This window comes from Caballeronia sp. LZ019, from assembly GCF_031450825.1.
Lineage (GTDB): Bacteria > Pseudomonadota > Gammaproteobacteria > Burkholderiales > Burkholderiaceae > Caballeronia.
This window is the reverse complement of sequence record NZ_JARTVZ010000005.1, coordinates 635,759-658,063: the sequence shown is the minus strand read 5'-3', so window position 1 is coordinate 658,063 and position 22,305 is coordinate 635,759. Positions and strand designations below refer to the sequence as shown.

Genomic DNA, 22,305 nt, shown 5'->3' with positions numbered 1-22,305 from the left:
TGCGCCTAGAAAACGGTCGGATCGACAGCGTTCGTCAACGTTTCCGTGTTCGTCGCCTTCATCTGCTGATAGATGCGCCATGCTTCCCACGCGGCGAGCCCGAGACCGCCCCACTTGAGCAGCGGCTTCGCGCCGCGCAGCACCGTGTTGCGTACCGGGCGCGTCAGCAAGAGCGAAGCGAGCGAGCCGACCACCGGATACTGTTTGAACAGGAACCCGAACTTTCCGCCGGCCGGGCCGCGGCCGCTCATCATCGCATTGAGCGAAGCGAGCAAACTGCCCATGCCGCCTCCCGCTGCGCCGCGCCTCACCGAGCGGCGCCCGGATCGTCTGCCCGACACCATCAGCCCGATAAGAGGCAAATGCGCGACGGACTCGCGCAGATCGTTCGTCGCCTGGCGCAGCTCCATGCGCTCGACATCGGCGCGAGCAAGCAGCAGTTCCTTGCGCAGCGTGCGCATGTGCGGCGTGCGAAGCTGTTGCTGCACTTCGCGCTTCCCTGCCTTGTTGGTGTCGTCGTGTTGGCTCATGGTCGAACGGGCATGTGTGATTCAGCGTGGACGGGAATTCGTGCGCGTTCCGGATCAGTCGAAGATGTCGCGATCCTTGCGGAACTGATCGAGCGTGTCGTCGAACAGATGCGGCGCACTGCGCAGCTTGCCGCGCGCGCTCAGGCCGCAAATGATCGCGATGACCGCATACAGCAAGGTAATGCCGCCGAGCGCCTGCCAGCGATAGGTGTCCCAAAAGAAAATGGCGATGAGCACCGTCAGGGAAATCAGCGCCATCATGGCGAGCAGCATCGCGGCAAGCCCGAGAAAGAGCACGCCGATCAGCCGTTCTTTCTCTTCTTGCAGTTCGATGCCGATCAGCTCGAGTCGCGTTTCGAAGATCGCGAAAACCGAACTCACGATGCGGCGCAAGGGTCCTTGGGAGGAGTCGCGCGGAAGCCGTTCTGTCGTCATGGTTTGGGTGCGGGGGCGCGTTGGTTGCGGCTTTCATGGTCCCGGCCGGTGCACGAGGCAGCCGGCCGGCGCGAGTGTCGAGCCGCGTACCCGGGCAGGGCGTTCGCGGTTCGGCCTGAGGCGATCCGTCCTGGCCAGTCCGGATCGCGTCGGTTACCCCATTAGCAAGCGACGGGCCATTGGTTCGGAAACACGGCGCCTGCCGAACGGGGTCCGCCTGAAACGCTTAACGGCGATTGATAAGGAGACCGATGACCATGCCGACGCCGGCCGCGATTCCGATGGACGCCCACGGATGCTCGTGCACGTAATCATCGGTGGCGCGCGCAGCCTTCTTGCCGCGTTCGATCACGACGACTTGCGCATCGGCGGCTTTCTCTCTGGCTTGCTTGAGGCGCGACATCGCGGTTTCACGCAACTCGGAGGCGCGCTCACCCGTTGCGGCGGCGGCTTGCTTGAGAAGGTCTTCGGCGTCAGCGAGAACGCTTTTGATGTCCGACATGAATTGCTCCTTATTGATTTCTGACATTAAAGGCTCCAATCGGTAAGGCTACGGGAATCGTAACCAAAGATGCCATCGCTGACGAGGAGGCTTGGTTGCAGCGCCGAACGTCTGCAGGTTTCGTTCCTGCCCTGTTTTACGGAAAGAGGAAATGAACGGCGCCCACGTTTGTCCAACGTCCGACACTGTTGCATCATGGAGACGATCTGACCCGTAAAAGTTTCAGCGGCCTATCGAAAGTTACAAAAGGCTCACCGGGGGAACGTCAGAAAAACGCCTGAATGCCCGTCTGCGCGCGTCCAAGAATGAGCGCGTGGATATCGTGCGTGCCCTCGTAGGTATTCACGACTTCGAGATTGACGAGATGCCGCGCGACGCCGAACTCATCCGAGATGCCGTTGCCGCCCAGCATGTCGCGCGCGAGGCGCGCGATGTCGAGCGCCTTCCCGCATGAGTTGCGCTTCATGATCGATGTGATCTCGACTGCCGCCGTACCCTCGTCCTTCATCCGGCCGAGCCGCAGCACGCCTTGCAGCCCGAGCGTGATTTCGGTCTGCATATCCGCGAGCTTCTTCTGGATCAACTGGTTCGCGGCGAGCGGACGCCCGAACTGCTTGCGGTCGAGCGTGTATTGCCGCGCGGTGTGCCAGCAGGCCTCCGCTGCGCCGAGGGCGCCCCACGAGATGCCGTAGCGCGCCGAGTTGAGGCACGTGAACGGCCCTTTCAACCCGCGCACGTTCGGCAGCAGGTTGTCTTCCGGGACGAAGACATCTTCCATCACGATTTCACCCGTGATCGACGCTCGCAAGCCGACCTTGCCGTGTATCGCGGGCGCCGATAGCCCCTTCCAGCCCTTCTCCAGGATGAAGCCGCGAATGTCGTTACGGCCGTCTTCCTCCAGCTTTGCCCAGACGACGAACACATCCGCGATCGGCGAATTCGAGATCCACATTTTCGTGCCCGAGAGGGAATAGCCGTCCTGCACCTTCTTCGCGCGCGTGGTCATGCTCGCGGGGTCGGAGCCGGCGTTCGGCTCGGTCAGGCCGAAGCAGCCGATCCACTCGCCGCGCGCCAGCTTCGGCAGGTACTTTTCCTTCTGCGCGTCGCTGCCGAACGCATGGATCGGCACCATGACGAGCGACGATTGCACCGACATCATCGACCGGTAGCCAGAATCGACGCGCTCCACTTCCCTCGCGATCAGCCCGTAGCTGACGTAGTTGAGCCCCGGTCCGCCATATTGCTCGGGAATCGTCGGCCCGAGCAGGCCGAGTTCGCCCATCTCGCGGAAGATCGCCGGATCGGTCTTCTCGTCGCGAAACGCCTGCGTCACGCGCGGCTGAAGCTTGTCCTGCGCGTAGGCGCGCGCGGCGTCGCGCACCATGCGCTCGTCTTCGCTCAATTGCTGATCCAGCAGCAGCGGGTCTTCCCAGTTGAATCGGGCGGCGTCGGCCATGCGGGTTCTCCTGTCATGTGATGTCGATGCATCGCAGATCCGCACGCGACGATGCTTGACGCGCGTTCCGCTGTGCGAAACAATGTTCTGCATTCCATTCCGAGTTTAGCATTCGATGAAACCCGCCAACAGTCGCGAGTCGCCCGCGAGTGCGTCGCGCCGGCCTGAGCACGCTGGCATCGACGAGCGCAAATTCGTCGTCGCGCTCGCACGCGGTCTCGACATATTGCGCGCATTCCGGCCCGGCGAAACGCTGCTCGGCAATCGCGATTTCGTGCAACGCACCGGCTTGCCCAAGGCCACCGTCAACCGCCTCGCCTATACGCTCGCGACGCTCGGCTACTTGCGCTTCGACGAAGCCGCCGGCAAGTACGCGCTCGACACCGGCGTGCTCTCGCTGGGCTTCGCGTTGCTCGCCGGCGCGGACACGCTCGAACTCGCGCGCCCGCACATGCGCGCCCTGGCGCGAGAGATCGGCGCGGCGGTATCGCTCGGATGCCGCGACGGACTCGACATGATCTATCTGGAAACCATCCGCAGCGAGACGGCGCTGACGCTCGGCCTCGCGCCCGGCTCGCGCCTGTCGATGTTGACGAGTTCGATGGGCCGCGCCTATCTCGCCGCGCAGGAACCGGCGGCGCGCAAGGCGTTACTCGAAGAGCTGGGAAAGGAGGAGGGCGCGGAACGAGTCGAGGCGGCGGCGCGCGCCATCGGCGACTACGCGCGGGATGGCTGCTGCTATTCGTTCCGGGAGTGGCACGACGACGTGAACGCCATCGCCGCGCCGTTCCGCGATGTGCGCAATGGCCGATGGCTCGTGTTGAGCAGCAGCGGACCGGCATCGTCGATGGACGAAGCGTATTTCCGTGACATCATCGGCCCGAAGCTGAAGGCGCTGGCCGCGCGCCTGGCATAGGGCAAAGCGACGATCAGAGCACGGTCCGGACGTGCCAAAGCTCCGGAAACAGCACGACATCGAGCATCTTGCGCAGATAGGACGCGCCCGCCGTGCCGCCCGTGCCCTGCTTGAAACCGATGATCCGCTCGACCGTCGTCACATGGCGGAAGCGCCATTGCCGGAACGCGTCTTCGAGGTCAACGAGTTCCTCGGCCATCTCGTACAGTTCCCAGTGTTGGGAAGGATTGCGATACACCGCGAGCCACGCCGCTTCGACGGAGGCATCGTGCGTCGTCGGCTGCGTCCATTCGCGGTCGAGCCGCTCCGGCGCAATGTCGAAACCGCGTCGCGCGAGCAGGCGGATGACTTCGTCGTAAAACGAAGGCGACTCCAGCGTCTCGCGCACCTGTTCGAGAATCTCCGGCCGATGCGCGTGCGGCTTCAGCATCTGCACGTTCTTGTTGCCGAGCAGAAACTCGATCTGCCGATACTGATGCGACTGGAACCCCGACGACGCGCCGAGATAAGGCCGCATCGCAGTGTATTCGGAAGGCGTCATCGTCGCGAGGACGTTCCACGCTTGCACGAGTTGCTCGAAGATTCGCGATACGCGCGCGAGCATCTTGAACGCGGGCGGCAATTCATCGCGATGAACGGAAGCCAGCGCCGCGCGCAATTCGTAGAGCGCGAGCTTCATCCAGAGCTCGCTCGTCTGATGTTGCACGATGAACAGCATCTCGTTGTGATCCGGCGAGAGCGGATGCTGTGCCGCGAGGATCGAATCGAGGCCGAGATAATCGCCGTAGCTCATCGTGTCGGAGAAATCGAGCCTGGCGTCGTGCCAGCCTTCCTTGTCTTTTTGGGCCATTTCCGCTGCTTCCGTCGATACTGCCGCGCCATGCCCGAACGGACAACCTTTGACTTCGCTCATGTTCTCGATCCTCACGTCACCGATGCCCGCTCGGCGAATTCCGGCGCGCGCCAGCTTTCGGTCGCGAGCACGTCGCGCAGCACTTCGACGGCGTCCCACACATCGACGAAGCGCGTGTACAGCGGGGTGAAGCCGAAGCGCAGAATGCGCGGCTCCCGATAATCGCCGATCACGCCCCGCGCGATCAGCGCCTGCATCACTTCATAGCCGTGCGGATGCTCGAAGCTCACCTGCGAGCCGCGCTGCGCGTGATCGCGAGGCGTGGCGAGCGTCAGCGGAAAGCCAGCGCAGCGCGATTCGACGAGCGCGATGAACGCATCCGCGAGCGCGAGCGACTTGCGCCGCAGCGTCTGCATGTCGGTCTGAAGGAAGACATCGAGGCCGCATTCGACGAGCGACATCGAGACGATCGGCTGCGTGCCGCAGAGAAAGCGCGCGATGCCGTCGTCCGGGCGATACACCGGGTCCATTTCGAACGGCTTCTTGTGCCCCCACCATCCGGACAGTGGTTGTGAGAACGCGTTCTGATGCCGCTTCGGCACCCACACGAAACCGGGCGAACCGGGGCCGCCGTTCAGATACTTGTACGTGCAGCCGACCGCATAGTCCGCGCCGACGCCATTCAGATCGACCGGCACCGCGCCTGCCGAATGCGCGAGATCCCAGACCGCGAGCGCGCCCGCGCGATGAATCGTCTCGGTGAGCGCGGCCATATCGTGCATGGCGCCGGTGCGGTAATTGACGTGCGTGATCATCGCGATGGCGGTGTGCTCGTCGATGGCGGCGGGCAAGCTGGCGGCGTCATCGACGAGACGCAGTTCATAGCCGCGATCCAATTGCTCGATCAACCCCTGCGCGATGTAGAGATCGCTCGGAAAGTTCGAACGTTCGGAGACGATCACCCGGCGCTTCGGATCGCGCTCGTTGGCGAGCTTCAGCGCGGCCGACAGCACCTTGAACAGGTTCGATGAAATCGTGTCCGTGACGACGACTTCGTCTTCGCCTGCACCGATCAGCGGCGCGAGCTTGTTGCCGAGGCGCTTGGGCAGCGCGAACCAGCCTGCGGCGTTCCAGCTTCGGATCAGCCCGTCGCCCCATTCCGCGCCGATCACACTGGCGGCGCGCGCGGCCGCTGCCCTCGGCGGCACGCCGAGCGAATTGCCGTCGAGATAAATCACGCCGTCGGCGAGCGCGAACTGCTTGCGCAGCGGGGCGAGCGGGTCGTCGCGGTCGAGCGTGGCGGCATCGTCACGATGTTTCATCGAAAAGTCCATGTGTTGGCGGATCATCAGGAAAGAGTGCGGAGCACGGCGCGCACGGGGCTTGCATCGAGCGTCGTGAACTTGAGCGGCAGCGCGATGAGTTCGTAATCGCCGGGCGCGACGGCATCGAGCACGAGGCCTTCGAGGATCGCCATGCGATTCGCGCGGATGCGGCGGTGCGCGTCCATTGTTTTCGACTCCTGCGGATCGAGCGAAGGCGTGTCGATGCCGACGAGGTGCACGCCTTTCGCCGCCAGCAAGTCGATGGTTTCGGGCGCGACCGCGCAGAACGCGCTGTCCCACGCGTCGAGCGGCGCACGGTCGTAGGTGCGCAGCAGCACGCGCGGCGGGGTGTCGTCGAGATAAGCGGCGATCATGTCCGGCGTCACGAGCGGCGTCGCGCCGATGCAGTGCACGACGCGGCACGCGCCGATATACGTATCGAGCGCGACCTCGCCGATCGGCGCGCCGTCGGCGGCGTAGTGGAGCGGTGCGTCGGCGTGGGTGCCGGTGTGCGGTGAAAGCGTGAGACGCGCGACGTTGACGGGCGACCCCGCTTCCATCCGCCAGACGCGCTCGATGCCGACCGGCGTATCGCCCGGCCAGACCGGGGCGCCCTTGGCGACCGGCGCGGAGATGTCGAAAAGCGTCATGGGACGGCCTAGCAGAAAGTGTGGATATGCGTCAAATCATAGCCGTCCGAAACGGAATAGTGATTGCGAAATTACCACCCGAAAACGCTCTGACTAGAACATAATTCGATGAAACGGGCTAGGAGACTCAAAAGTGACTGGATTCACGCTCGATGCAACGGATTGCCGAATTCTGGCGGTACTGCAGGAAGATGGACGGATCAGCAACCTGGACCTGGCGGAGCGCATCTCGCTCTCACCGTCGGCCTGCCTGCGCCGGATGCGGCTGCTCGAAGAGGAAGGGGTCATCGCGAGTTATCGGGCGTGCCTCGACCGCGAGCGGCTGGGCATCGAACTGGAGGCGTTCGTCCACGTTTCGATGCGCAACGATCAGGAGAACTGGCACGAGAAGTTCGCGGCGGCCGTGCGCGAATGGCCGGAGGTCGTCGGCGCGTTCGTCGTCACCGGCGACACGCATTACGTGCTGCGCGTGCTCGCGCACAACCTCAAGCACTACTCCGATTTCATCCTGACGAAGCTGTACAAGGCGCCGGGCGTGATCGACATTCGTTCGAACATCGTGCTGCAGACAATGAAGGACGACGCGGGCGTGCCGGTCGCGTTGATCGACCAGCCGGCGCGCAGTACGCCGCACGCCTGAGCTTCGCCGCTGCCGCTTATTCGAGCGGTCCGACCGTGTGGAATCCCCCCGCCTGAAAGACGAGCGGCGCGATCTCCGACGCGGTCTCGTGCACGCCGCAGCGTTCCACTTCGCCGACGAAAATGACGTGGTCGCCTTCGTCGTAGCGGCTGCGGTTGTGGCATTCGAACCAGGCGAGCGCGCCGTCGAGCACGGGCATGCCGGTGTCGCCCGCGGCGTGCGAGACGCCGGCGAAGCGGTCGCCCTTGACCGTCGCGAAGCGCCGGCAAAGGTCGATCTGCGAGGCGGCCAGCACGTTCACCACGTAATGGCTATTCGCGCGGAACACCGGCATCGACGCCGAGCGCGTCGCGAGACTCCACAGCACGAGCGGCGGATCGAGCGAAACCGAATTGAACGAACTCGCGGTGATGCCGATCAGCTGGCCGGAATCCGTGCGCGTCGTGATGACGGTCACGCCGGTCGCGAACTGGCCGAGCGCGGCGCGAAAGGCTGTCGGGTCGAAATTCGGGGCTTTGGCGCGTGTCATTTGGCAACTGGGCGGGCGAATGTACGGTCGAGTATGTCGTGTGCAACCGAGCCGGCCGCGCGTCGCGCATGAGTCGGAACGACTTTTTCTGAAGGCATAAAAAAGCTGTAGATTTGTGTCGATTCTAGCGGAATCGGACGCAGCAAGCCGCCATAAGCCAGTACGGACAGTGTGGGCGACGCCGCTTTGCAATCGCGGTTAAGCTCGTCGTCATTGAATAGCGGCCGCGCGCAACCATATGAGTGGTCCGCGGCCCGGCCGCATGCATTGAGAGGAGCCAAGCATGACTCAGCAGAACGCGCAGGGGAGACGCGAAACCGCGACGCTCGGCGGCGGTTGTTTCTGGTGCACCGAAGCCGTGTTTCTCGCGGTCGAAGGCGTGCATTCCGTGGAATCCGGCTATGCGGGCGGGCAGGTGGTGAATCCGTCGTACGAGCAGGTCTGCGAAGGCGATACGGGCCACGCGGAAGTGGTCAGGGTCGTATTCGATCCGGATGTCATTGGCTATCGCGAGATTCTGGAGATTTTCTTTGCGACGCACGATCCGACGCAGCTCAATCGCCAGGGCAACGATGTCGGCACGCAGTATCGCTCGGCCGTGTTCACGCATTCGGACGGACAGCGCAAGACCGCGCTCGACGTGATAGACGAGTTGCAGCGCGAGGACGTGTACGGTGGCAAGATCGTCACCGAAGTCACGCCGCTCGCGGACGACTACTATCCCGCCGAGGCGTATCACCAGAACTTCTTCGCGCAGCATCCGAATCAGGGTTATTGCGCGGCGGTGGTCGGGCCGAAGGTGGCGAAGTTCCGCAAGAAGTTCGCGCATCGGCTGAAGGCGTGACTGGCCTGACGCCGCGTTAGTTCGACCGCGCGCGCTCGCATTCTTCGGCGATGCCGCGCGCAAGCTCGAAACACGTGAGCGGCGCGGAGCCTTCCGCCTTGTTGTTCGCGGCGATCACGACCGGCTGGCCCGCGATGGCGTATTGCGCGGCCAGTTCGGCGAGCGCCTGCCGCGTGTCGAGGTCTTCGTCAACGATTCTGTCGAACGGCTCGTACTTCGCCTTCGCCTGTTCGTACTTGAAGCCGCTGTGCAGGCTCCAGCGCACCACGAGCGGTCCCGTCTTTTCTTCATCCAGCAGCGCGAGCGCCTTCGCTTGCCGGCGCACATCCGGCATCCGCGCATGCACGCCGATGCAGTACCGCACGTTCGATTCGCGCAACGTGCGAATGAAGCGGGGCGTGAGCATGACCGCGTCGCGAAGTTCGGCGGCATAGCAGGCATCGCCTGCGAGCGGAGGCAGCGCGGCGAGGAAGGTCGCGAGCCGATCGGTGAAACGCGACGGCTCGACGATCATCGCGTCCGGCAGCGGCGGAATCTGAAACACGAGCGCGCCGGCCTTCGCACCCAGCCCGCCGATGCACGGCGTCACGAACTCGTCGATAGCGATGCGCGCGTCGAGAAAGGCGGGATTGTCGGCGCCGGGCGCGCCCCGTTCGCCGCGCACGAAGGCGTCGGTGACGGAGGCGGGCGCCTTCACGATGAAGCGAAAATGCTCCGGCACCTGCGATGCATAGCGCGCATATTCGGCGAGCGACAGCGGCGCGTAGAAGGAGCGGTCGATCGACACGGTCTTCAGCAGCGGATGCGCGGCGTAGGCGGCGAGGCCGTCGCGGGACAGTCTGGTGTTCGAATAGTCATCGCCATAGACGATGCCGCGCCAGCCCGGAAACGACCACGTCGATGTGCCCAGATGCACGGCTGATGGCAGCCGCCGCGCGAGCGCTTCGAGTTCCGGCCGGGGAGCCGCGGCCTGCACGCCACGCTTCTTCGCGGCGACAGCAGGCGCGGGCGCGTCACAACCGAACAGATCGAACTGTTCGTCGTCGTCCGCGCCTGCGCCGATCAGCGTTTCTTCGTGGTTCAGAGCGGCTTCTCGTAGATGTACCGCCGTGACCACGGCAGCGTCTTCGCGCTACGTCCGGCCTTGCGGCAGACGACCTGGTAGATCGAGACGTCGTCGTTTTCGAACGCATACGCGCAACCCGCCAGATAGACGCGCCAGATACGGAACTTCTCGTCATCGACGAGCTTTCTCGCTTCTTCCGCATGCGCCTCGAAATTGTCGGCCCACAGGTCGAGCGTATGGGCGTAATGACGCCGCAGGCTCTCGACATCCACGGCCTCCAGCCCGCCGCGCTGCATGCTTTCGAGTGCGAGGCTGATATGCGGCAGCTCGCCGTCCGGAAACACGTACTTGTCGATGAACTCGCCGCCGCCCAGCGATGTCTCGCCGCTATCGGCATCGGACGAGGTGATGCCGTGATTCATCGCCACGCCGTCATCGACGAGCAGCTCACGAATGCGCGCGAAGTAGTCCGGAAGATTCTTGCGCCCGACATGCTCGAACATGCCGACGCTCGTGATGCGGTCGAACTGTCCCGGCACATCGCGATAATCCTGTATCCGGATCTCGATCTGATCTTCGAGACCGGCATCCTTCACGCGCTGCGTCGCGAGCTTGTACTGGTTTTCCGACAACGTGACGCCCACGCATTTCGCGCCGAACTTCTGCGCCGCGCGAATGACGAGCGCGCCCCAGCCGCAGCCGATATCGAGCAGGCGGTGGCCCGGCTGCACCTGAATCTTGGTGAGAATGTGGTCGATTTTCTTGAGTTGCGCCGTGGCGAGGTCTTCGTCGCCATTCTCGAAATATGCGCAGGAGTACACCATGTTCTTGTCGAGCCAGAGCTGGTAGAACTCGTTCGACACGTCGTAGTGATACTGGATGGCTTTCTTGTCGGACGCCTTCGAGTGATTGAAGTAGCGTCGCACGCGGGCGAGCTTCCCGGCGCTGGTGACGGTGCTCTTCGCGAGCGAATAGCCGATGTCGATGATGTCCGAGAGCTTGCCCTCGATATCGATCTTGCCCTTCACGTACGCCTCACCGAGATTGTCGAGGCTCGGCTCCAGCAGGTAGGGCAGTGCGGTCGCGCTCTTCACGTGCAGCGTCACCTGAGGGGCGGCGAAGCTGCCGAAGTCGTGCTGCTGTCCGTCCCACAGCACGAGGCGCGCGGGCAAGTTGGCCCTTTCGCGCACCTCGTCAACCCATTGCGTCAGCTTCTTCTCCCAGAACATGCTTGTTTCTCCGCGCTAAGAAAATCCAAGGTGAAGGCTCGCGCCTCCATGTTCGTTGCCGCGTGTTGCGCCGGCCGGGCCTGCTGCGCCGCCTGCCGGCGTGCTTGTCTTATGGTGCGAGCCGCGTGATGCGCCACGGGCCGCCGGCGCTGTCGCGCGTATAGACGATGCGGTCATGCAGCCGCGACGGCCGGCCCTGCCAGAACTCGATCGTCTCGGGCACGAGCCGGTAGCCGCCCCAGTGCGGCGGTCTCGGCGGCGCGTCGCCGTATCGCGCGGTCATCTCGCGCTCGCGCGCTTCGAGCGTTTCACGGCTGTCGAGCGGCTGGCTCTGGTCCGATGCCCACGCTCCGATGCGCGAGCCGAGCGGACGCGATGCGTAATAGGCGTCGCTTTCTTCGTCGCTCGTTTTCACGACCGTGCCCTCGATGCGCACCTGGCGCTCGAGTTCGATCCAGTGAAACAGCAGACTTGCCGCAGGATTCCCGGCGAGTTCGCGGCCCTTGCGGCTATCGTAATTGGTGAAAAAAACGAAGCCGCGCTCGTCAACGCCCTTGATCAGCACGATGCGCGCGGACGGGCGGCCTCGTGCGTCAACGGTGGCGAGCGTCATCGCGTTGGGTTCGGGCAGTCTGGCGTCGAGCGCCTGGGCGAACCAGGTCTCGAACTGGCGCACCGGGTTGGGATCGACGTCGGCGGCGTCCAGCGCGCCGCGCGAATAGTTCTTACGAAGGTCTGCTAAGGTCGTCATTTTTATGCAAACGCTACAGTCGCGTCAGTATAGCCAAGGTGATACGTTCTTGCCCCGATTACGCCGGGCCTGCAATGACCGGCGTCAAGGCATCCAATTCTGAAGACACATTCCTTCGATGACATCGGGCGCGGCTATCACGGCTTCGGTATCGATAAGGCAGAATACGCAATTCGGCCGTACTTTGCATGAACGGGCTGCGAACTTTTGTGCATCGACAGCCGCCTGTAAGCCTTGACGGGCGGGCGTTTGCGTCCGTCACCCAATTTCCGCGAACGCCATGACCTCACCTGATCCCGCCGCCACGCTGCCCGTCGAAGACTCCGCCGACCGCGAGCGGCGTTTCGGCGGCATCGCGCGTTTGTATGGCGGCGGTGCGCTCGCCGCATTCGAACGCGCGCATGTCGCGGTCATCGGCATCGGCGGCGTGGGGTCGTGGGTGGCCGAGGCGCTGGCCCGCAGCGCGGTCGGCACGCTGACGCTGATCGACCTCGACAACGTCGCCGAAAGCAACACGAATCGGCAGATTCACGCGCTCGACGGCAACTACGGCAAGGCGAAGGTCGGCGCGATGGCCGAGCGCATCGCGCTGATCGATCCCGCGTGCGATGTGCGGCAGGTCGAGGATTTCGTGGAGCCCGGCAACTTCGATGCAACGCTCGGCGGCGGTTTCGACTTCATCGTCGATGCGATCGACAGCGTGCGCACCAAGACCGCGCTGATTGCGTGGTGCGTGGCGCGCAAGCAGCCGCTCATCACGGTCGGCGGCGCGGGCGGACAACTCGATCCGACGCGCATTCGCATCGACGATCTCGCGCTCACCATTCAGGACCCGTTGCTGTCCAAGGTGCGCGGCCAGTTGCGCAAGCAGCACGGCTTCCCGCGCGGGCCGAAGTCGCGCTTCAAGGTGAGCGCGGTGTATTCGGACGAGCCGCTCATTTACCCCGACGCTCCCGCTTGCGATATCAGCGAGGGCGCGGAGCATCTGGAGACGGGCGCGAACTACGCGGGGCCGGTCGGGCTCAACTGCGCGGGGTTCGGATCGAGTGTTTGCGTGACCGCGAGTTTCGGCTTTGCGGCGGCGGCGTTCGTGCTCAGGGAACTGGCGAAGCGCGCGGCGTGATCGCGAACTCGAATGCAAAAACGGCCAGCTTTTTTAGCTGGCCGTTTGCGTTTCACTCGCGCGTCAGTTGATCGCGGCACTCAACCTGCGCCGCCAGTGCGACACGAGATCGGGCTGATTCGACGCCAGTTCGAACACCGACAGCATCGTCTTGCGTCCGACATCGTCCATGAAGGCGCGGTCGCGCTCGACGATCGCCAGCAGATGCTCGAGCGCGCCTGAATAGTCGCGGCCCGCGATCAGCCGGTTCGCGAGCGCAAAGCGTGCGTCGAGATCGTCGGGATTGGCGTTCACCGCGTCGATCAGCGCGTCGGCGGGCGGGAGTTCCGCTGCCGCTTCGGCGGCGTCGATTTCCGTTTTCAGCGCGTTGTAGCGTGCGTCGATGCCTTGCGTCGTCTTGGGCGAAAGCAGCTTGTCCTCGTCCTTCGCTTCGTCGATACGCCGCTCCGCGAGCAGCCATTCGATCAGGTCGAGGCGCGCGTCGTCGTAACCGGGATCGAGCGCGAGCGCCGCCTTGATGCGGTCGATCGCTTCCTTGCGCTGGCCTGTCGCCCACGCATTGTGCGCGGCGCGGCGTTCGGCATCCGCACCGTCCGGCACGAGCTTGTCGAGGAACGCGCGCAACTGGCCTTCAGGCAGCACGCCGATGAACTGATCGACCGGCCGTCCGTCCGCGAACGCGATCACGTGCGGAATGCTGCGCACCTGAAAGTGCCCGGCAAGCTCCTGATTCTCGTCCACGTTCACCTTGACGAGCTTCCATTTACCGCCGGCTTCCGCCTCGAGCTTTTCCAGCATCGGGCCGAGCGTCTTGCAGGGACCGCACCAGGGGGCCCAGAAATCAACGAGGACCGGCGCGAGCATCGACGCGTTGATGACATCGTTCTCGAATGTGGCAAGGGTTGTGTCCATGCGTTTTCTCCTCATGCTTGCGATTGGTCTCGACATCCTAGTTGGGGACGCGCGGCGGATGTCTCAATGGGGCAAGTCTCAATGGTTCATGCTTCCGGCGCGCGCGCTTCGCGGCGCGGCGGCGGCAACGGGATGAACTCGGTCTCTCCGGGAACCTCGCCCATGCGCTGCTCGCTCCAGGCGAGCTTGGCGGCTTCTATCTTGTCCCGCGAACTGGACACGAAGTTCCATTCGATGAAGCGCGTGCCGTCGAGCGGCGCGCCGCCGAGCAGCATCACGACTGCGCCGCTCGTGCTCGTCAGCTGCACGGCCGCGCCGGACGTCAGCACGGACATCTGCTGCGGCGGAACGGCGACGCCGTCGACCGACAGATCGCCATCGACGAGATAGACGCCGCGTTCCTCGTGCTCCGCGTCGAGCGTGAGCTCGCTGCCCGGCGCAAAGTGCGCGGCGACATAGAGCGTCGGCGAGAACGTGCGCGTCGGGGCTGTCGCGCCGAACGCGGTGCCCGCGATCACGCGCAAGGTGACGCCGCCGCGCTCGATCTGGGGCAGCGTGGCGGCCGCGTGGTGCTCGAACGACGGCTCGACTTCCTCGCTCGCGACCGGCAGCGCGACCCACGTCTGAATGCCGTGCATCGTCTGGCCGCTCGCGCGCTCTTCGTCGGGCGTGCGTTCCGAATGGACGATGCCGCGCCCCGCGGTCATCCAGTTGACGTCGCCGGGAACGATTTTCTGCACGGAACCGACGCTGTCGCGATGCATGATCGCGCCGTCGAACAGATACGTGACGGTGGCCAGTCCGATATGCGGATGCGGCCGCACGTCGAGGCCCTTGCCGGGCACGAGGGTTGCGGGTCCGATGTGGTCGAAAAAGATGAAAGGTCCGACGGTGCGCGCAGCGAGCGCGGGAAGCACGCGTCTCACCAAGAGACCGCCGACGTCGTGTTGATGAGGTTTCAACTGCGCGCGAATCGTCGAGGACATGCCGGTTCACCGAAGAATGGCGGCGCCGGAATGGCGCACCTGAATCGCCGATTCTACCGGTGGCCGGGAAGCCGCGCATTGCCCGGCGTTCCAGGCGTGCGCCACACCTTTCGAAGTTCCGTGCGGTCCTGACCGGCCGCGCTTTTTGAAGCTGCGTGCAGGTCGCGCAATCTTGATAGGAGAGGGAAACAATGAGCAAGAACAAGCTGTTGATCGCCATCACCGCGGGCCTTTTCACTGCAACGGCCGCCACGGGCGCGTTCGCACAGACCTCGTCGGGCAACTCGTCGGCTGCAATGGGCGGCGACACTTCGACGGCCACCCAGGGCGACGCATCGGCGGGAACGGGTTCGACCGTCACCACGACCAAGAAGCACCACAAGGCGCGCAAGCACGGCACGCAGTCGTCGGCGGCGACCAAGAAGACGCCGGAAGCCGAAACGGGCAACAACTCGGCAACCGAGTCCGGCCAGAGCAAGTAAGGGCTTTTTCGTCTGAGAAGGCTGCGAGCGCCCGCGCCGTCAGGCGGTGCGGGCGCTTTTCGCATGGGTCCCGCCAATTCCGCACCGACCGCAGGTTTTCACAATCCGTTGCGCGCGCCCTTCGCTACACTCGTCCGATTGCGCATGAGGCGCACCGAACGAGGGGAACGGCGATGTCGCCCAGAGATTTGCTGATTGCAACGGTGGTCATTTTTGCGTGGGGCGTGAACTTCGTCGTCATCAAGCTGGGGCTGCATGGCGTCCCGCCGATGCTGCTCGGCGCGCTTCGTTTTGCGCTCGCGGCATTGCCCGCATTCTTCGTGAAGCGCCCGCAGATTCCGCTGCGATGGCTATTCGCCTACGGTCTCACCATCTCGCTCGGGCAATTCGCGCTGCTTTTCTATGGCATGTCCGTCGGGATGCCGGCGGGCCTCGCGTCGCTCGTGCTTCAGGCGCAGGCGTTCTTCACGCTGATCTTCGCCGCGATGTTTCTCGGCGAGCGCATCCGCGCGGCGAACGTGATCGGCCTCTTGATCGCGGCGGCGGGACTCGCGCTCATCGGCATGCACGGCGGCCAGGCGATGACGCTCACCGGCTTTCTCTTCACCCTCGGCGCAGCATCGATGTGGGCGCTCGGCAATGTCGCGACGAAGCGCATGGGCAAGGTGGACTTGCTGTCGCTCGTGGTGTGGGCGAGCCTGATTCCGCCCCTGCCCTTCCTCGTGCTGTCGCTGATCTTCGAAGGCCCGGCGCGCATCGAGTCGAGTCTCGCGTCGATTCCGCTCGTGTCGGTGCTGGCGGTCTGTTATCTCGCGTTCATCGCGACGCTCGTCGGCTACAGCCTGTGGGGCAAGCTGCTCGCGCGCTATCCGGCGGGGCACGTCGCGCCGTTCTCACTGCTCGTGCCGGTCATCGGGCTCGCGTCGGCGGCGCTGTTTCTCGACGAAGGAATGACTGCGATGGAAATCGCCGGCGCGTCGCTCGTGATGGCGGGGCTGGCGGTCAACGTGTTCGGCGGGCGGATCGTGCAGCGGTTCGCGTCGGCGGCGCGGTAGTCGTCAGGCGGGCGCACGGATGCGCCCGTCATCGACCGCAACCCACCGCGCGTCAGGTCATGCGGCTCTTCGCGAGCGGCGGATTCGCGGCGAAATACCGCTTGATGCCCTTCATGATCGCGTTGGCCATCTTGTCGCGATAGGCGTCGTCGTTCAGGCGCGCTTCCTCGTCCGGATTGCTGATGAACGCCGTTTCGACGAGGATCGACGGAATATCCGGCGCTTTCAGCACAGCGAATCCTGCCTGCTCGACCGATCCCTTGTGCAGCTTGTTGATGCCGCCGATCTCGTTCAGCACGAAGCTGCCGTAACGCATGGAGTCGCGGATTTGCGCGGTCGTCAACATGTCGAAGAGGGCGCGGCTCACGCTCGCGTCCTGCGTCTTCACGTTGATGCCGCCAACCTGGTCCGACGCGTTCTCCTTGGTCGCCATCCAGCGCGCCGCCGCGCTCGATGCGCCATGCTCCGACAGCGCGAACACCGACGAGCCGCGCGCCGACGGCGTGGTGAACGCGTCCGCGTGAATCGAGACGAACAGGTCCGCGCCTACACGCTGCGCCTTCTGCACGCGTACGTTCAGCGGCACGAAAAAGTCGGCATCGCGGGTCATCATCGCGCGCATGTTCGGCTGGGCGTCGATCTTCGCGCGCAGTTTCTTCGCGATATCCAGCGCGATATGCTTCTCGTATGTGCCGTTGCCGCCGATCGCGCCGGGGTCCTCGCCGCCGTGTCCCGGATCGATGGCCACGGTCAGAAGGCGCGTGGTGCCGGAGCGGTCCTGCTTCGGTGCGGAGAACGCGTACTGGTCGTTGTCGTCGTCGTCCTTCTTCGCGATGACCGGCGGCGCGACGCGCGGCTTCGGCATGGAGGGCGCGGGTTTAGGCGCGGCCGCTTGCGTGTCGTTGGACATATCGCCCTGCGCGTACTTCTGGAAGAACTCGTCGGTCGAATCCTCCGCGAGCGGTTTCTGCGTGGTCGCGGGACCGGAGAGCGTGGCGGGCGGCGGCGTGGACGGATTCGGATTGGCGCGGTCGAACGCTTCCTGCTTGCGCTCGGTCTGGGCGAGCAACTCCATCAGCGGATCGGGCGCGACGGCCGGGTACAGGTCGAACACGAGCCGGTACTTGTAACTGCCGATCGGCCCGAGCGTGAACACCTGCGGCTTCACGGAGCCCTTCAGATCGAACACCATCCGCACGACATGCGGCTGATACTGACCGACGCGCACCGCCTGGATCTGCGGATCGTTCGGCGTGATCTTCGAGACGAGCTCGCGCAACGCCTGATCGAGATCGATGCCGTTCAGATCGACGACGAGCCTGTCCGGCCCCTGAAGCAACTGGTTGCTGTTCGTAAGCGGCTGATCCGATTCGATGGTCACGCGCGTGTAATCGCGCGCCGGCCACACCCGCACGCCGAGCACGGAGCTCGCGTGCGCGAGCTTCGGCCCGACCAGCGCGAGCACGAGCGTCGATGCGCCCGCGCGCAGCACCTGGCGCCGGCGCCAGTTGTGCGGCGCGCTTGCGCTCGATTCGATCGATTGGAACGGCTTGATCAGCATCTTTCGAGACATGTCTTTCCTGTTTCGCTAAACGCCCGCGCGGTCAGCACGCGGCCTTCTTCGTTCGCCTGCGTCGTTTCTGCTCGCGCGATGCCGTTGTCCGGCAGCGTCAGCGAGAAAACGAGGTCCGGCACGCCGAGCAAGCCGCCCGCTTGCTGCGGCCATTCGACGAGGCACAACGCGCCCCGGTCGAAGTACTCGCGAAATCCGGCGTCGGCCCATTCGGCCGGATCGGCGAAGCGATAGAGATCGAAGTGATACACGTCGAGCGGGCCGCCTGGCGCATCGAGCGAATACGGCTCGACGAGTGTGTACGTGGGACTCTTCACGCGGCCCGCATGACCGAGTGCGCGCAGCGTTGCGCGCACGAGCGTGGTCTTGCCCGCGCCGAGGTCGCCGACCAACTGGACTTGCAAGCCGTGAAATGGTTCAGACGAGGCCGAAGCCCGCGTCTCGCCGATGGCGCGTGCGAAGCGCTCGCCGAACGCGAGCGTCGCGGCTTCGTCGCGCAATTCGAAGCGGCGTTCCATGAGCGCGGCGGGTGAATCGGATGTCGATGGTGCGGGGCTTTCGGGCATTGCTCGTAAAATGTCGTGATGAACCGATTGCCGGAACACTCCGATGAAGTCACGACCGCGGCGAGCGACGCCGCCGTCGGGCCGCGCGCCTTGCATCGCCTGGAAAGCGACGAGGCCGCGCTGGCTGAACTCGCGCAGCGCATCAAGGCGTGGGGGCGCGAGCTGGGATTCGGTGCGGTCGGCATCAGCGATACCGACCTGACGGACGCCGAGGAGGGCCTCGCCAGTTGGCTCGAAGCAGGCTATCACGGCGAGATGGATTATATGGCCAAACATGGGATGAAACGCGCGAGGCCGGCCGAGCTTGTGGCCGGCACGCGACGAGTCATCACCGCGCGCATGGCCTATCTGCCCGCCGCGACGCTTGCTTCGACTGGCGATGAAAGTGTCGCGACAGCGGACGGTCAGAAGAACGACTGGCGCGCGATCGAATGGAAACGGCTCGCGCAGCCCGCGCAGGCCAACGTATCCATCTACGCGCGCGGCCGCGATTATCACAAGGTCATGCGCAACCGCCTGCAGCAGTTGGCCGAGCGCATCGAAGAGGAAATCGGCGCGTTCGGACATCGCGCGTTCACGGATTCGGCGCCGGTGCTCGAAGTCGCGCTTGCGCAGAAGGCGGGCAACGGCTGGCGCGGCAAGCACACGCTGCTGCTCGATCGCGATGCCGGTTCGCTGTTCTTTCTCGGCGAGATTTACGTCGATCTGCCGCTGCCCGTCGATCCCGAACCCGAGCACGACGGCGCGCATTGCGGGCAATGCACGCGCTGCATCGGCGCGTGTCCGACCGGGGCGATCATCGGGCCGTATCGCGTGGATGCGCGGCGCTGCATATCGTATCTGACGATCGAGTTGCACGGCAGCATCCCGGAAGACATGCGGCCGCTGATCGGCAATCGCGTGTACGGCTGCGACGATTGCCAGCTCGTCTGTCCGTGGAACAAGTTCGCGCAGGCCGCGCCGGTCGCGGACTTCGACGTGCGGCATGGGCTCGATCGCGCGACGCTCGTCGAACTGTTCACGTGGAGCGCCGATGACTTCGACACGCGCATGCAGGGCAGCGCGATCCGGCGCATCGGTCACGAGCGATGGCTGCGCAATATCGCCGTGGCGATGGGCAACGCGTTGCGCGATGCTGCGCTCGATGCGCGGGACCGCCAGGCGATCGTCGGGGCGTTGCTTGCACGCGCGGACGATGACTCCGAACTCGTGCGCGAACACGTGCGCTGGGCGCTCGCGCAAGGAGACAAGCATGAATGATGCGCCATTCGACGCGGTCATCGGCGCGCCGTTCGGCAAGGTCGGCATCCGCGCCGACGATGCCTTCGTGCGCGAGATCGTCTATCTGCCGCACGACACGCCGAACGTCGATCCGGTGAACGCGCTCGCACAGGAAGCCGCGACGCAGATTCGCCGTTACTTCGATGCATCTGCGGTGCGTTTCGATCTTCCGCTCGCCATCGGCGGCACCGCCTTTCAGCAGCGCGTGTGGCGCGGCATCGGCGCAATCGCGGCGGGACAGGTCTGGACGTACGGGCAGCTTGCGCGCGAAATCGGCAGCGTGCCGCGCGCGGTCGGGCAAGCGTGCGGCTCCAATCCGCTGCCGATCGTGATACCGTGCCACCGGGTCGTGGGCTCGGGCGGAATCGGCGGATTCGCGCATCATCCCGGCGACGGCTTTTATCGTGACGTGAAGCGCTGGCTGCTGGCGCATGAAGGTGTATCGATCGGATGACGAGCGCAATCACTGAAGAACTGCAAACGCCTGAACTGATCGCGAGCAGCGATGCGATCGATCTCTTCTGCGATGCCTTGTGGCTCGAGCACGGGCTCGCGAAAAACTCACTCGATGCCTATCGGCGCGACTTGCGGCTCTTCGCCGAATGGCTCGCGAAGACGCGCGGCGCATCCATCGACGCCGCCAGCGAAGCCGACATGAACGGCTACATGGCCGCGCGCCGCGGCGACAAGGCGACCTCCGCGAACCGGCGGCTTTCGGTGTTCCGCCGCTACTACGCGTGGGCGATGCGTGAACATCGCGCGAGCGCCGACCCCACGCTCAAGCTGCGGTCGGCCAAGCAGCCGCCGCGCTTTCCGTCGACGCTCAACGAAGCGCAAGTGGAAGCGCTGCTCGGCGCGCCCGATATCGACACGCCGCTCGGCCTGCGCGATCGCACGATGCTCGAACTGATGTACGCGAGCGGCCTGCGCGTGACCGAACTCGTCACGCTGAAGACCGTCGAGCTGGGTCTCAACGAGGGTGTCGTCCGCGTGATGGGCAAGGGCTCGAAGGAGCGCCTCGTGCCGTTCGGCGAAGAGGCGCACGGCTGGATCGCGCGATATCTGCGCGAATCGCGTCCGGCGCTGCTCGGCGCGCGCGCCGCCGATGCGCTCTTCGTCACCGCGCGCGGCGAAGGCATGACGCGCCAGCAGTTCTGGAACATCATCAAGCGCCATGCGCTGAACGGCGGCGTGCACGCGCCGCTGTCGCCGCACACGCTGCGTCACGCGTTCGCGACGCATCTGCTCAATCACGGCGCGGATTTGCGCGTGGTCCAACTGCTGCTCGGCCACTCCGACATTTCGACGACGCAGATCTACACGCACGTGGCGCGCGAGCGGCTGCAGAAGCTGCATCGCGAGCATCATCCGCGCGGCTAGGCTCAGATTTCCGCGCCGCGCATGAGCCCCCGCGCGATGATCACCTGCTGAATCTGCGACGTGCCTTCGTAAAGCCGGAAGAGCCGCACGTCGCGATAAAACCGCTCGATGCCGTACTCCGCGATGTACCCCGCGCCGCCATGCACCTGCACCGCGCGGTCCGCGACGCGCCCGCACATTTCGGTGGCGAAGTACTTCGCGCACGACGCCTCGATGGAGACATCGCGGCCCTCGTCGCGGCGGCGCGCGGCATCGAGCACCATGCATTCGGCGGCGTAGAGCTCGGCCTTGCTGTCGGCGAGCATGCCCTGGACGAGCTGGAATTCCGCAATGGGCTGGCCGAACTGGCGGCGCTCCATCGCGTAGGCGAGGGCGTCGCGCAACATGCGCTTCGCCGCGCCCACGGCGATTGCCGAGATGTGAATGCGTCCCTTGTCGAGCGTCTTCATCGCCGTCCTGAAGCCGACGCCTTCCACTCCGCCGATCAGTTGCTTCGCCGGCACGCGGCAGTTCTCGAAGACGACATCGCTCGTGTGCGCGCCGCGCTGGCCCATCTTGCGATCGGGCTTGCCGAGCGCGAGCCCCGGCGTGTCTCGCTCGACGATGAACGCAGAAATTCCGCTCGCGCCCTTCGCATCGCTCGTGCGGGCCATCACCGTGTAGATGCCGGCTTCCGGCGCGTTCGTGATGTAGCGCTTGGTGCCGTTCAACACGTAGGCGTCGCCGTCCTTTCTCGCGGTCGTCCTGAGCGACGCGGCATCCGAGCCGGAATCCGGCTCCGTCAGGCAGAACGAGCCGATCAGTTCTCCGGCCGCGAGCTTCGGCAGATAGTGCGCCTTCTGTTCGTCCGTGCCGTCGAGCAGAATGCCGATCGAGCCGATGCCGTTGTTGGTCCCGATCACCGAGCGAAACGCCGGCGATGTCTGGCCCAGTTCGAACGCAATGCGTACTTCCTCTTCCATCGTGAGACCGAGCCCGCCGTACTCCTCGGGTATCGTGAGCCCGAACATGCCGATGTCCCGCATTGCGTCGATGACATCGGCGGGGATGGCGTCGGTTTCATCGACTTCGCTTTCGCGCGGCACGAGCTTTTCGCGAACGAACCGGCGGATGGTGCCTTCAAGCAGCGTTTGCGTTTCGGTGTCGCGGATCATGGCGATGCCCTCCTGGCGAACGATCGTACGACACCCGCGCGCATTCGACCACCTGGCCGAAAGGCCG

25 protein-coding genes are annotated in these 22,305 nt (G+C 64.8%); 9 read left to right on the top strand and 16 right to left on the bottom strand.

Annotation, left to right across the window (positions count from 1 at the left end; all coding sequences use genetic code 11):
• Window positions 1-5: 5 nt before the first annotated feature.
• From P9255_RS16420 to P9255_RS16405, 4 genes are all read right to left on the bottom strand, one after another.
• Entirely contained in the window at window positions 6-530 is a 525-nt protein-coding gene (locus P9255_RS16420) for a DUF3318 domain-containing protein (RefSeq protein WP_309790087.1), read from the bottom strand.
• A gap of 54 nt (window positions 531-584) precedes the next feature.
• On the bottom strand, window positions 585-965 hold the full coding sequence (locus P9255_RS16415) for a phage holin family protein (RefSeq protein ID WP_035967860.1): 381 nt from the start codon (window positions 963-965) through the stop codon (window positions 585-587).
• Window positions 966-1,191: 226 nt separating this feature from the next.
• Window positions 1,192-1,494 (bottom strand): YqjD family protein, encoded by a 303-nt coding sequence (locus P9255_RS16410; RefSeq protein WP_309764124.1) that lies wholly within the window; start codon window positions 1,492-1,494, stop codon window positions 1,192-1,194.
• A gap of 238 nt (window positions 1,495-1,732) precedes the next feature.
• Window positions 1,733-2,923 carry an acyl-CoA dehydrogenase gene (locus P9255_RS16405; protein ID WP_309790086.1) on the bottom strand — a complete coding sequence of 397 codons (1,191 nt, stop codon included), beginning with the start codon at window positions 2,921-2,923 and terminating at the stop codon, window positions 1,733-1,735.
• A gap of 115 nt (window positions 2,924-3,038) precedes the next feature.
• On the opposite strand from P9255_RS16405, the gene P9255_RS16400 reads away from it, so the two are divergent.
• Entirely contained in the window at window positions 3,039-3,839 is an 801-nt protein-coding gene (locus P9255_RS16400) for an IclR family transcriptional regulator (RefSeq protein WP_309790085.1), read from the top strand.
• Window positions 3,840-3,852: 13 nt separating this feature from the next.
• Here P9255_RS16400 and kynA read toward each other — a convergent pair whose 3' ends face one another.
• Genes kynA through kynB form a run of 3 tightly spaced genes read right to left on the bottom strand, consistent with a single transcriptional unit; the run spans window position 3,853 to window position 6,667 of the window.
• Complete coding sequence (gene kynA / locus P9255_RS16395) at window positions 3,853-4,752, bottom strand: tryptophan 2,3-dioxygenase (protein ID WP_309790084.1); 900 nt, start codon at window positions 4,750-4,752, stop codon at window positions 3,853-3,855.
• Between the two features lie 11 nt (window positions 4,753-4,763).
• Window positions 4,764-6,014: a kynureninase gene (kynU, locus tag P9255_RS16390; protein ID WP_309790083.1), complete on the bottom strand. Its 1,251-nt coding sequence runs from the start codon at window positions 6,012-6,014 to the stop codon at window positions 4,764-4,766.
• A 26-nt stretch (window positions 6,015-6,040) separates the two neighbouring features.
• Window positions 6,041-6,667 carry an arylformamidase gene (gene kynB / locus P9255_RS16385; RefSeq protein ID WP_309790082.1) on the bottom strand — a complete coding sequence of 209 codons (627 nt, stop codon included), beginning with the start codon at window positions 6,665-6,667 and terminating at the stop codon, window positions 6,041-6,043.
• 133 nt (window positions 6,668-6,800) lie between these two features.
• Between kynB and P9255_RS16380 the strand changes: the two genes are divergently transcribed.
• The gene (locus tag P9255_RS16380) at window positions 6,801-7,307 is read left to right on the top strand and encodes an Lrp/AsnC family transcriptional regulator (RefSeq protein WP_309764131.1); all 507 of its coding nucleotides are present in this window, start codon (window positions 6,801-6,803) and stop codon (window positions 7,305-7,307) included.
• 16 nt (window positions 7,308-7,323) lie between these two features.
• Here the strand turns inward: P9255_RS16380 and P9255_RS16375 are convergent, their stop codons facing one another.
• Window positions 7,324-7,836, bottom strand: coding sequence for a flavin reductase family protein (locus P9255_RS16375; RefSeq protein WP_309790081.1), 513 nt, complete (start codon window positions 7,834-7,836; stop codon window positions 7,324-7,326).
• A 283-nt stretch (window positions 7,837-8,119) separates the two neighbouring features.
• Between P9255_RS16375 and msrA the strand changes: the two genes are divergently transcribed.
• Window positions 8,120-8,680: a peptide-methionine (S)-S-oxide reductase MsrA gene (msrA, locus tag P9255_RS16370; protein ID WP_309790080.1), complete on the top strand. Its 561-nt coding sequence runs from the start codon at window positions 8,120-8,122 to the stop codon at window positions 8,678-8,680.
• 16 nt (window positions 8,681-8,696) lie between these two features.
• Here the strand turns inward: msrA and P9255_RS16365 are convergent, their stop codons facing one another.
• The 3 genes from P9255_RS16365 to pdxH all read right to left on the bottom strand — a co-directional run bounded on the left by P9255_RS16365 (window position 8,697) and on the right by pdxH (window position 11,726).
• Entirely contained in the window at window positions 8,697-9,707 is a 1,011-nt protein-coding gene (locus tag P9255_RS16365; RefSeq protein WP_309790765.1) for a DUF72 domain-containing protein, read from the bottom strand.
• A gap of 53 nt (window positions 9,708-9,760) precedes the next feature.
• Complete coding sequence (locus P9255_RS16360; protein ID WP_309764134.1) at window positions 9,761-10,975, bottom strand: cyclopropane-fatty-acyl-phospholipid synthase family protein; 1,215 nt, start codon at window positions 10,973-10,975, stop codon at window positions 9,761-9,763.
• 109 nt (window positions 10,976-11,084) lie between these two features.
• Window positions 11,085-11,726 (bottom strand): pyridoxamine 5'-phosphate oxidase, encoded by a 642-nt coding sequence (pdxH, locus tag P9255_RS16355; RefSeq protein ID WP_309764135.1) that lies wholly within the window; start codon window positions 11,724-11,726, stop codon window positions 11,085-11,087.
• Between the two features lie 280 nt (window positions 11,727-12,006).
• Here pdxH and P9255_RS16350 point away from each other — a divergent pair, with 280 nt between their 5' ends.
• Complete coding sequence (locus tag P9255_RS16350; protein WP_309790079.1) at window positions 12,007-12,849, top strand: tRNA threonylcarbamoyladenosine dehydratase; 843 nt, start codon at window positions 12,007-12,009, stop codon at window positions 12,847-12,849.
• 63 nt (window positions 12,850-12,912) lie between these two features.
• Here P9255_RS16350 and trxA read toward each other — a convergent pair whose 3' ends face one another.
• Together trxA and P9255_RS16340 are read right to left on the bottom strand one after the other, a co-directional pair.
• The gene (trxA, locus tag P9255_RS16345; protein WP_309764137.1) at window positions 12,913-13,761 is read right to left on the bottom strand and encodes a thioredoxin; all 849 of its coding nucleotides are present in this window, start codon (window positions 13,759-13,761) and stop codon (window positions 12,913-12,915) included.
• A gap of 86 nt (window positions 13,762-13,847) precedes the next feature.
• Window positions 13,848-14,747, bottom strand: coding sequence for a pirin family protein (locus tag P9255_RS16340; protein WP_309790078.1), 900 nt, complete (start codon window positions 14,745-14,747; stop codon window positions 13,848-13,850).
• Between the two features lie 191 nt (window positions 14,748-14,938).
• On the opposite strand from P9255_RS16340, the gene P9255_RS16335 reads away from it, so the two are divergent.
• Window positions 14,939-15,229 (top strand): hypothetical protein, encoded by a 291-nt coding sequence (locus P9255_RS16335; RefSeq protein WP_309790077.1) that lies wholly within the window; start codon window positions 14,939-14,941, stop codon window positions 15,227-15,229.
• 173 nt (window positions 15,230-15,402) lie between these two features.
• Complete coding sequence (locus P9255_RS16330) at window positions 15,403-16,284, top strand: EamA family transporter (protein ID WP_309790076.1); 882 nt, start codon at window positions 15,403-15,405, stop codon at window positions 16,282-16,284.
• 52 nt (window positions 16,285-16,336) lie between these two features.
• Here P9255_RS16330 and P9255_RS16325 read toward each other — a convergent pair whose 3' ends face one another.
• Window positions 16,337-17,857, bottom strand: coding sequence for an N-acetylmuramoyl-L-alanine amidase (locus P9255_RS16325; protein ID WP_309790074.1), 1,521 nt, complete (start codon window positions 17,855-17,857; stop codon window positions 16,337-16,339).
• Entirely contained in the window at window positions 17,839-18,423 is a 585-nt protein-coding gene (gene tsaE, locus P9255_RS16320) for a tRNA (adenosine(37)-N6)-threonylcarbamoyltransferase complex ATPase subunit type 1 TsaE (RefSeq protein WP_309790073.1), read from the bottom strand. Before tsaE ends, P9255_RS16325 begins: the two co-directional genes overlap by 19 nt.
• A gap of 18 nt (window positions 18,424-18,441) precedes the next feature.
• On the opposite strand from tsaE, the gene queG reads away from it, so the two are divergent.
• From queG to xerD, 3 genes are read left to right on the top strand one after another with little or no spacing between them, the layout of a single operon-like run.
• Window positions 18,442-19,683: a tRNA epoxyqueuosine(34) reductase QueG gene (gene queG, locus P9255_RS16315; protein ID WP_309790072.1), complete on the top strand. Its 1,242-nt coding sequence runs from the start codon at window positions 18,442-18,444 to the stop codon at window positions 19,681-19,683.
• Entirely contained in the window at window positions 19,676-20,158 is a 483-nt protein-coding gene (locus P9255_RS16310; protein ID WP_309790071.1) for a methylated-DNA--[protein]-cysteine S-methyltransferase, read from the top strand. The genes queG and P9255_RS16310 overlap by 8 nt, the downstream gene beginning before the upstream one ends.
• The gene (xerD, locus tag P9255_RS16305) at window positions 20,155-21,084 is read left to right on the top strand and encodes a site-specific tyrosine recombinase XerD (RefSeq protein WP_309764146.1); all 930 of its coding nucleotides are present in this window, start codon (window positions 20,155-20,157) and stop codon (window positions 21,082-21,084) included. Before P9255_RS16310 ends, xerD begins: the two co-directional genes overlap by 4 nt.
• Window positions 21,085-21,086: 2 nt before the next feature.
• Here the strand turns inward: xerD and P9255_RS16300 are convergent, their stop codons facing one another.
• Window positions 21,087-22,238, bottom strand: a complete 1,152-nt coding sequence (locus P9255_RS16300; protein WP_309790070.1) for an acyl-CoA dehydrogenase family protein — start codon at window positions 22,236-22,238, stop codon at window positions 21,087-21,089.
• Window positions 22,239-22,305: the final 67 nt, after the last annotated feature.

Excerpts from the sequence above, each read along its gene's own strand:
- P9255_RS16420 (WP_309790087.1), bottom strand. The coding sequence starts at position 530 with ATGAGCCAACACGACGACACCAACAAGGCAGGGAAGCGCGAAGTGCAG.
- P9255_RS16415 (WP_035967860.1), bottom strand. The coding sequence starts at position 965 with ATGACGACAGAACGGCTTCCGCGCGACTCCTCCCAAGGACCCTTGCGC.
- P9255_RS16410 (WP_309764124.1), bottom strand. The coding sequence starts at position 1,494 with ATGTCAGAAATCAATAAGGAGCAATTCATGTCGGACATCAAAAGCGTT.
- P9255_RS16405 (WP_309790086.1), bottom strand. The coding sequence starts at position 2,923 with ATGGCCGACGCCGCCCGATTCAACTGGGAAGACCCGCTGCTGCTGGAT.
- P9255_RS16400 (WP_309790085.1), top strand. The coding sequence starts at position 3,039 with ATGAAACCCGCCAACAGTCGCGAGTCGCCCGCGAGTGCGTCGCGCCGG.
- kynA (WP_309790084.1), bottom strand. The coding sequence starts at position 4,752 with ATGAGCGAAGTCAAAGGTTGTCCGTTCGGGCATGGCGCGGCAGTATCG.
- kynU (WP_309790083.1), bottom strand. The coding sequence starts at position 6,014 with ATGAAACATCGTGACGATGCCGCCACGCTCGACCGCGACGACCCGCTC.
- kynB (WP_309790082.1), bottom strand. The coding sequence starts at position 6,667 with ATGACGCTTTTCGACATCTCCGCGCCGGTCGCCAAGGGCGCCCCGGTC.
- P9255_RS16375 (WP_309790081.1), bottom strand. The coding sequence starts at position 7,836 with ATGACACGCGCCAAAGCCCCGAATTTCGACCCGACAGCCTTTCGCGCC.
- msrA (WP_309790080.1), top strand. The coding sequence starts at position 8,120 with ATGACTCAGCAGAACGCGCAGGGGAGACGCGAAACCGCGACGCTCGGC.
- P9255_RS16360 (WP_309764134.1), bottom strand. The coding sequence starts at position 10,975 with ATGTTCTGGGAGAAGAAGCTGACGCAATGGGTTGACGAGGTGCGCGAA.
- pdxH (WP_309764135.1), bottom strand. The coding sequence starts at position 11,726 with ATGACGACCTTAGCAGACCTTCGTAAGAACTATTCGCGCGGCGCGCTG.
- P9255_RS16350 (WP_309790079.1), top strand. The coding sequence starts at position 12,007 with ATGACCTCACCTGATCCCGCCGCCACGCTGCCCGTCGAAGACTCCGCC.
- trxA (WP_309764137.1), bottom strand. The coding sequence starts at position 13,761 with ATGGACACAACCCTTGCCACATTCGAGAACGATGTCATCAACGCGTCG.
- P9255_RS16340 (WP_309790078.1), bottom strand. The coding sequence starts at position 14,747 with ATGTCCTCGACGATTCGCGCGCAGTTGAAACCTCATCAACACGACGTC.
- P9255_RS16335 (WP_309790077.1), top strand. The coding sequence starts at position 14,939 with ATGAGCAAGAACAAGCTGTTGATCGCCATCACCGCGGGCCTTTTCACT.
- P9255_RS16330 (WP_309790076.1), top strand. The coding sequence starts at position 15,403 with ATGTCGCCCAGAGATTTGCTGATTGCAACGGTGGTCATTTTTGCGTGG.
- P9255_RS16325 (WP_309790074.1), bottom strand. The coding sequence starts at position 17,857 with ATGTCTCGAAAGATGCTGATCAAGCCGTTCCAATCGATCGAATCGAGC.
- tsaE (WP_309790073.1), bottom strand. The coding sequence starts at position 18,423 with ATGCCCGAAAGCCCCGCACCATCGACATCCGATTCACCCGCCGCGCTC.
- queG (WP_309790072.1), top strand. The coding sequence starts at position 18,442 with ATGAACCGATTGCCGGAACACTCCGATGAAGTCACGACCGCGGCGAGC.
- P9255_RS16310 (WP_309790071.1), top strand. The coding sequence starts at position 19,676 with ATGAATGATGCGCCATTCGACGCGGTCATCGGCGCGCCGTTCGGCAAG.
- xerD (WP_309764146.1), top strand. The coding sequence starts at position 20,155 with ATGACGAGCGCAATCACTGAAGAACTGCAAACGCCTGAACTGATCGCG.
- P9255_RS16300 (WP_309790070.1), bottom strand. The coding sequence starts at position 22,238 with ATGATCCGCGACACCGAAACGCAAACGCTGCTTGAAGGCACCATCCGC.